Raw genomic sequence first — 6892 nt, forward strand, 5'->3', positions numbered from 1 at the left:
GTTAATTCACAAAATTTCAGAAAAATCAGAAGATAGTACTTGTGGAAACTGCCTGTGTCATGTATAATTACAACATGAGTAACTGGCGAAAATGACCAATGCAATGGATGAAAGGTAAGGGTACAAGCGTTAAGGAGGGAAATGCATGTTAGATCAGTCTTATTACACAAAGACGGACGAGATTATTGAGCACTATGGACGTAAAGCGGCGTCCCTGATTCCTATTATGCAGGATATTCAGGCAGAATATCGCTATCTTCCCGGAGAGCTTCTCACTTATGTGGCGGAACAGATCGGTGTGACTGAGGCCAAGGCCTACAGTGTGGCTACATTTTATGAGAACTTTTCTTTTGAACCAAAGGGAAAATATATTATCAAGGTTTGTGACGGAACAGCCTGTCATGTGCGGAAATCCATGCCTGTGAAAGAAGCCATGATGAAGGAACTTGGCTTAAGTCATAAAAAGCATACCACAGATGATATGCTTTTTACCGTAGAAACAGTTTCATGTCTGGGAGCGTGCGGACTGGCTCCAACATTGACTGTTAATGATGAAGTGCACCCGAAAATGACACCGGAAAAAGCGGTGGAGCTGTTGGAAAAACTGAGAGGTGAAAAGGCATGAGTATAATTTCAAAGGAAGATCTGCTCAATAAGCAGAAAGAAGTTCAGAATACGATCAGTACCTATACCTGCCGTGTTCTTGTCTGTTCCGGTACCGGCTGCATGGCTTCCGGAGCACAGAAAATATATGATGAAATGTCAAAGCTCTGTTCTGATCTGGATGGAGTGCAGGTGGAGATGCAGAAAGATATTCCCCATCTTGGCGTGGTAAAAACAGGATGCCAGGGTCTTTGTGAGCTGGGCCCTCTTGTAAGGATCGAGCCGTATGATTATCAGTATGTGCATGTACAGGTGGAGGACTGCAAAGAGATCGTGGACCGTACAGTTCTTCAGGGACAGCCGGTAGAGAGGCTTTTTTACAGAGATCATGACAATATCTGCCCCCATCCGGACGATATTCCGTTTTTAAATCAGCAGACCCGTATCGTTCTGGAAAACTGCGGCAGGATCGATGCAGAGTCCATAGACGAATATATTGCAGCAGGCGGCTTCCAGGCCATGACCAAAGCGTTTTTTGACATGACGCCACAGGAAGTAATTGACGAGGTAACAAAATCCGGGCTGAGAGGACGCGGAGGAGCCGGTTTCCCGGCTGGAAAGAAGTGGGGACAGGTTGCCCGCCAGAAAGAAACTACCCGCTATGTGGTATGTAACGGTGACGAGGGAGACCCGGGCGCATTTATGGATGGCTCCGTTATGGAGGGCGATCCCTATAAGATGATCGAAGGTATGGTGATCGCCGCTTATGCAGTAGGCGCTGAAAACGGATATATCTATGTGCGTGCAGAATATCCTCTTTCTGTAAAAAGACTGCGTATGGCTATTGAACAGGCAGAGGCTTACGGACTTCTGGGAGACAATATCCTGGGTTCCGGCGTAAACTTCCACTTACATATTAACCGGGGCGCAGGCGCATTTGTATGCGGCGAGGGATCTGCTCTGACTGCTTCTATTGAGGGCAACAGAGGCATGCCCCGTGTAAAACCTCCCCGTACAGTAGAAAAAGGTCTGTGGGAAAAACCAACGGTTCTGAATAATGTAGAAACTTATGCAAATGTTCCCAAGATCATTCTTCAGGGAGCTGACTGGTTCCGTACCATCGGAACAGAGGGAAGCCCGGGAACAAAGACGTTTTCTCTTACAGGATCTATTGAAAATACCGGACTGATCGAGGTTCCTATGGGTACCACTCTGCGTCATATTATCTATGACATCGGCGGAGGCTTAAAGAGCGGCGCTGCATTTAAAGGCGTTCAGATCGGCGGCCCTTCCGGCGGCTGTCTGGTAGATGAACAGCTTGATCAGCCCCTTGATTTTGATTCTGTAAAAAAACTGGATGCCATTATGGGTTCCGGCGGTCTGGTAGTTATGGATGAAAATACCTGTATGGTAGAAGTTGCCCGTTTCTTTATGAGCTTTACCCAGAGGGAAAGCTGCGGAAAATGTGTTCCCTGCCGTGAAGGCACGAAACGTATGCTGGAGATTCTGGAGCGGATCGTTGACGGAAAAGGAAAAATGTCAGATCTGGATGAGCTTGAAGAGCTTGCAACCATGGTCCAGAGCATGGCTCTCTGCGGACTTGGAAAGAGCGCGCCTCTTCCGGTTATCAGCACTCTGAAACGCTTCCGGGATGAATATGAGGAACATATCCGGGATAAAAAATGCCGTGCAAAGGTTTGTACAGCCCTTCGCCAGTTCCACATTAATGAAGAGTTCTGTATCGGATGCGGCAAGTGCGCCAAGAACTGTCCGGCCGGAGCGATCACCGGAAAGATCAAGCATCCGTATCATATTGATAATGACCGCTGCATCAAGTGCGGTGCATGTAAGGATAACTGTAACTTTGATGCAATTTATGTGGAAGCGTAGAAGGGAGGAACGATTATGGGTACAATGACCATTGACGGTAGAAAAGTTGAATTTACCGATGAAAAAAATGTCCTGACTGTAATCCGTAAAGCAGGCATTAATATACCGACACTGTGCTACCATTCCGAGGTTTCTACCTTTGGCGCATGCCGTCTGTGTACAGTAGAGGATGACAGAGGCAGGACTTTTGCTTCCTGTTCTGAAGAACCGAGAGATGGAATGGTAATCTACACCAACTCCGGAAGGATCAAAAAATATCGTAAGCTGATCGTGGAACTGCTTCTTGCAGCTCACTGCAGAGACTGTACCACCTGTATTAAGAGCGGAGAGTGTATCCTTCAGGAACTGGCGCATCGTCTGGGCGTAAGAGATATCCGTTTTGAAAATACAAGAGAGGTGCGGGAGCTTGATACCAGCTCACCGTCTCTGGTACGGGATCCAAACAAATGCATTTTGTGCGGCGACTGTGTACGCGCCTGTGAAGAGCTTCAGGGAATCGGAGCTCTTGGCTTTGCTTTCCGCGGCACAGAGGCAATGGTAATGCCTGCCTTTAATAAAAAAATTGCAGAAACCAACTGCGTGAACTGCGGACAGTGCCGTGTATTCTGCCCTACAGGAGCCATCTCTATAAAAACGCATATGGACGAGGTGTGGGATGCTCTTTCAGATCCCAATGTACGCGTAGTTGCACAGGTTGCTCCGGCAGTCCGTGTGGCAGTAGGCGACCATTACGGACAGCCCAAGGGACGCAGCGTAATGGGAAAAATCGTCAATGCGCTTCACCGAATGGGCTTTGATGAAGTTTATGATACAACCTTCAGTGCGGATCTTACCATTATGGAAGAAAGTGCAGAGTTTTTGAGAAGAGTGGAAAAAGGCGAGAACCTTCCGCTTCTTACTTCCTGTTGTCCGGCCTGGGTAAAATTTGTCACAGACCAGTATAAAGAATTTATTCCTAATATTTCAACCTGCAGATCTCCGCAGCAGATGATGTCTGCAGTGATCAAGGAGTATTTCCGCGATCCGGAAAACGCTCAGGGCAAAAAGACAGTAATGGTTTCCATTATGCCATGTACAGCCAAGAAGGCGGAGGCAATCCGTCCCAACAGCTTTACAAAGGGAGAACAGGACACAGATATTGTGATCACAACAACGGAACTGATCCGGATGATCAACAACTTCGGACTTGATTTTGCGGCACTGGAGCCGGAAGCCTGCGATATGCCATTTGGTTTTGGCTCCGGCGGCGGAGTGATCTTTGGCGTTACCGGCGGCGTAACAGAGGCTGTGTTAAGACGTCTCTCTCCGGAACATACCAAGGAGGCCATGAGGGAGATTTCCGAGTGCGGCGTTCGAGGCGATGAGGGAATCAAGGAATTCAGCGTTCCTTATAAAGGAATGGAAATCAAGGTCTGCGTAACAAGCGGACTGGCAAATGCCAGAACGGTTATGGAACGAGTAAAAAACGGCGAGGCGGAATATCATCTGATCGAGGTTATGGCCTGCAGACGCGGCTGTATTATGGGCGGTGGCCAGCCTACAAGAGCCGGCGACAGAACAAAGGCAGCCAGAGCAAAGGGACTTTACAATGCAGACAATACCATGATCATTAAAAAATCAGATGAAAATCCTCTTGTGGTGGAGCTGTACGATACTCTTCTTAAGGGCAAAGAGCATGAGCTTCTTCATAATGAATTTTATTAAAAAAAATTAAAAAGAGCGGACATGACTGTGAAAAGGACAGTACATGTCCGCTTTTGGCAGCTTTCGGGACAGGCTAATGAAGCTCCCGGCAGAAAATTTTCCCTTCATATATTTCTTGCGCAACGTTGCTGTTTGCGTTAAAATAATTTTACAAATAATGATTTTAAACTACATAAAAGAGGTGTCATCATGCGTGAAATTCAAGCATCACAGATCACAGAGGTAATTGAACGTCTCTGCATAGAGGCAAATACAGTTTTGCCGGAGGATATGAAACAGGCCATTCAGACATGCAGGGCATGCGAGGACGGAGAAATTGCCAGAGGTGTTCTGGATAATATTATTGAAAATTATCAGATCGCAGAAGCTGAGGAGGTTCCGATCTGTCAGGATACCGGAATGGCCTGCGTGTTCCTGGAAATCGGTCAGGATGTACATATTGCAGGAGGAGATCTTACAGAAGCAGTAAATGAGGGTGTTCGCAGAGGCTATGACAAAGGCTATCTCCGCAAGTCTGTTGTGAAGGATCCTGTCCGCAGGGGAAATACCGGAGACAATACGCCTGCCATGCTCTACACAGAGATCGTTCCCGGAGAGCAGATCAAAATCACTGTAGGGCCTAAGGGCTTTGGAAGTGAAAATATGAGCGCCATCCGTATGTTTAAGCCGTCTGCAGGCATTCAGGGCATCAAGGATTTTATTCTGGAAACAGTAGAAGCTGCAGGCCCCAATCCATGTCCGCCAATGGTGGTTGGCGTAGGGATCGGCGGAACCTTTGACAAAGCAGCTCTTCTTGCGAAAAAAGCGCTGATGCGTCCAGTGGATTCAGAAAATCCGGATTCTTACTATGCAGACCTGGAAAAGGAAATGCTTCAGAAGATCAATGAGCTTGGAATCGGGCCTCAGGGCTTTGGCGGCAGAACAACTGCAGTGGGATTAAATATTGAAACCATGCCCACACATATTGCAGGAATGCCCTGTGCGATCAACATCAGCTGCCATGTGACCAGACATAAGACGGAGGTGCTTTAAGATGGAACGACATATTACTTTACCACTTACAGAAGAAATTGCAAGAAGCCTTCGTGCAGGAGACTCTGTTTATCTCACAGGAGAAATCTATACCTCCAGAGATGCCGGCCATAAGAGAATGTGCGAGGCTCTGGAAAGAGGAGAAGAGCTGCCCTTTGATCCAAAGGACGCTACCATCTATTATGTAGGTCCTACCCCTGCCAAACCGGGTCAGGTGATCGGTTCTGCAGGTCCTACTACAAGCGGAAGAATGGATGCTTATGCGCCAACCATGATGTCTGTGGGGGCAAGAGGAATGATCGGAAAGGGAGCCCGCCTTCCGGAGGTGGTGGAAGCCATGAAAAAATATGGCGGAGTTTATTTTGGAGCCATCGGAGGAGCCGGAGCCCTTCTTGCAAAATGCATCAAAAAAGCAGAACTGGTGGCTTATGAGGATCTTCAGTCAGAAGCTTTAAGGCGTCTTTATGTGGAAGATATGCCGCTTGTTGTAATTATTGACAGCGAGGGCAGAAATCTTTATGAGGAGGGAAGGGAGGCCTACCTTTCCCGGAAAAGAGACTGACATCCTGCCGCCAGCAAAATAATCTGCAATGCATATTATCCTGTGTGTTTGGGGATATTGGCATGTATATTCCAAAATTCTGAGACATACAGGCCAAAATGCCATCGCCCAAGGTAATTTGGAATACATTTTGACCAGGTTGCTGTGAAGGTCGTGAACAGTAATATAGAATCTGAAAAACAGACAAAAATTATCCAAAATGGTATTGACAGCAGTCTGTCTTCGGGGATATACTGAAAGCAGATCACGGCATGGGAAATGCCGGAATAAACACTATATTTTTATCAAAGGAGGAAAAACATATGGCAGTTATGGATGGATGCGAAAGCCAGCACAGAACTTCAGTAATTGAAGAGAGAGTATGTCCGAAATGTGGAAAAGAGGTAGAAGTCTTTACTTCCCGCGGAAAGCTTACAGAAGATACTGTCTGCTCCTGCGGCTACGTATTTCAGGCAGAGGAAGCAGTTCCTCTGAAAACAGAGCACAAGGATAAATAATCATCCTGCAGGTCAGCCCAGACGCGGACCATACTGATAAGGATATATTCACATGATGAAAACAGGAACTTCAGGTTTGTATTTATGACAAATGGCAAATCTGCAGGTTCCTGTTTTATTTTTTGGGTAAGAGACTGGTACGGTATATTTTATTTGTGAAAATTTGTGCTGGTGTTCCGGAATTCAGAAGGAGGAAGTCCTGTCTGTTTTTTGAACAGTCTACTGAAATACAGAGGGTTCTCATAGCCCACAACTGCAGCCACCTCAGAGACAGAGTAGGTTGTAGTGCGGAGCAGGGTTTTTGCATTTGTGATCCGGAGATTGACAATATACTGCATAGGCGTAACCCCGTTGTAGCGCTTGAAGCTGCGGATAAACCAACAGATACTCATATGCCGGGACAGGGCATAATCTTCCACGGAAATGTTTTCTGTAAAATGTTCATTGAAAAACTGGGTGGCAGCTTCCATTTCTTTTTGAAGAATCCGGTTTTGTGCTGTGCCCACAGGGGCCTGACGGCTGACTAAAAGAAACAGTTCCCGCAGCAGGATTGAAAGGTATTCTTCATAATGAGGTCTGGTAAGCTGCAACTCCTGGATCATTT

General features: G+C 46.8%; 7 protein-coding genes. 6 read left to right on the top strand and 1 reads right to left on the bottom strand.

What is annotated here, in order from left to right; all coding sequences use genetic code 11:
* Nucleotides 1–145: 145 nt before the first annotated feature.
* The 6 genes from QVP40_RS03990 to QVP40_RS04015 all read left to right on the top strand — a co-directional run bounded on the left by QVP40_RS03990 (nt 146) and on the right by QVP40_RS04015 (nt 6288).
* Nucleotides 146–625 (top strand): complex I 24 kDa subunit family protein, encoded by a 480-nt coding sequence (locus QVP40_RS03990; RefSeq protein WP_022067204.1) that lies wholly within the window; start codon nt 146–148, stop codon nt 623–625.
* A complete protein-coding gene (locus QVP40_RS03995) occupies nt 622–2493 on the top strand; it encodes an NADH-quinone oxidoreductase subunit NuoF (RefSeq protein ID WP_022067205.1) in 1872 nt (623 codons plus the stop codon). The genes QVP40_RS03990 and QVP40_RS03995 overlap by 4 nt, the downstream gene beginning before the upstream one ends.
* Before the next feature lie 15 nt (nt 2494–2508).
* Complete coding sequence (locus tag QVP40_RS04000; RefSeq protein ID WP_022067206.1) at nt 2509–4197, top strand: [FeFe] hydrogenase, group A; 1689 nt, start codon at nt 2509–2511, stop codon at nt 4195–4197.
* Nucleotides 4198–4386: 189 nt separating this feature from the next.
* Nucleotides 4387–5229, top strand: coding sequence for a fumarate hydratase (locus tag QVP40_RS04005; RefSeq protein ID WP_022067207.1), 843 nt, complete (start codon nt 4387–4389; stop codon nt 5227–5229).
* 1 nt (nt 5230) lies between these two features.
* Entirely contained in the window at nt 5231–5791 is a 561-nt protein-coding gene (locus tag QVP40_RS04010) for a Fe-S-containing hydro-lyase (protein ID WP_022067208.1), read from the top strand.
* Between the two features lie 302 nt (nt 5792–6093).
* The gene (locus QVP40_RS04015) at nt 6094–6288 is read left to right on the top strand and encodes a hypothetical protein (RefSeq protein WP_022067209.1); all 195 of its coding nucleotides are present in this window, start codon (nt 6094–6096) and stop codon (nt 6286–6288) included.
* A 149-nt stretch (nt 6289–6437) separates the two neighbouring features.
* Here QVP40_RS04015 and QVP40_RS04020 read toward each other — a convergent pair.
* Nucleotides 6438–6892 (bottom strand): helix-turn-helix domain-containing protein (locus tag QVP40_RS04020; RefSeq protein WP_022067210.1); only part of this gene is annotated, 455 nt, incomplete at its 5' end.

This window comes from Blautia sp. CAG:257 (assembly GCF_000433815.1).
GTDB lineage: Bacteria > Bacillota > Clostridia > Lachnospirales > Lachnospiraceae > Blautia_A > Blautia_A caecimuris.

What these genes read in the sequence shown, in the direction of transcription:
- QVP40_RS04010 (WP_022067208.1), top strand. Translation starts at nt 5,231, where the DNA reads ATGGAACGACATATTACTTTACCACTTACAGAAGAAATTGCAAGAAGC.
- QVP40_RS03995 (WP_022067205.1), top strand. Translation starts at nt 622, where the DNA reads ATGAGTATAATTTCAAAGGAAGATCTGCTCAATAAGCAGAAAGAAGTT.
- QVP40_RS03990 (WP_022067204.1), top strand. Translation starts at nt 146, where the DNA reads ATGTTAGATCAGTCTTATTACACAAAGACGGACGAGATTATTGAGCAC.
- QVP40_RS04015 (WP_022067209.1), top strand. Translation starts at nt 6,094, where the DNA reads ATGGCAGTTATGGATGGATGCGAAAGCCAGCACAGAACTTCAGTAATT.
- QVP40_RS04005 (WP_022067207.1), top strand. Translation starts at nt 4,387, where the DNA reads ATGCGTGAAATTCAAGCATCACAGATCACAGAGGTAATTGAACGTCTC.
- QVP40_RS04000 (WP_022067206.1), top strand. Translation starts at nt 2,509, where the DNA reads ATGGGTACAATGACCATTGACGGTAGAAAAGTTGAATTTACCGATGAA.